At 60.1% G+C, this 466-nt stretch carries 2 tRNA genes; both read right to left on the minus strand.

The features are described 5' to 3' along the window. Positions 1-265: 265 nt before the first annotated feature. Positions 266-341: transfer RNA gene (locus tag JUB11_RS32530), tRNA-Ala, on the minus strand. A gap of 41 nt (positions 342-382) precedes the next feature. Further along, positions 383-459: transfer RNA gene (locus tag JUB11_RS32535), tRNA-Ile, on the minus strand. Positions 460-466: the final 7 nt, after the last annotated feature.

Raw genomic sequence — 466 nt, forward strand, 5'->3', positions numbered from 1 at the left:
CTTCTTACGCTTGATCCTTGAAGCGTTAAGCGCCACGCGCAGGAACAAGCCCGCCCGCAGCCTCTCCGCCGTTCAGATGCAACGCCTCGGGCCAGCCCTTTCAGACCGGCCGAGGCGCGTCCTCGGTCACTTGCACTTGTCTTCACTTGTCCATGATCCCGCCCAACCGAAGTCGGGCAACTCAAACCCGAAGGCTTGAGCCACGTTGCCGTGTTGTGAGTCCCCTCATACGGATCTTTGTTCGTTCGGGCTTTGAAAGGTGGTCTGGTGGAGGCAGACGGGATCGAACCGACGACCTCATGCTTGCAAAGCACGCGCTCTCCCAGCTGAGCTATGCCCCCTTTAGACCATCAACGCCGGTCCAGGGACCGGCAACCGAACCTGGTGGGCCAGGGAGGATTTGAACCTCCGACCTCACGCTTATCAAGCGCGCGCTCTAACCAACTGAGCTACTAGCCCTCACCCA

Source organism: Azospirillum sp. SYSU D00513 (genome assembly GCF_017356015.1).
Lineage (GTDB): Bacteria > Pseudomonadota > Alphaproteobacteria > Azospirillales > Azospirillaceae > Azospirillum.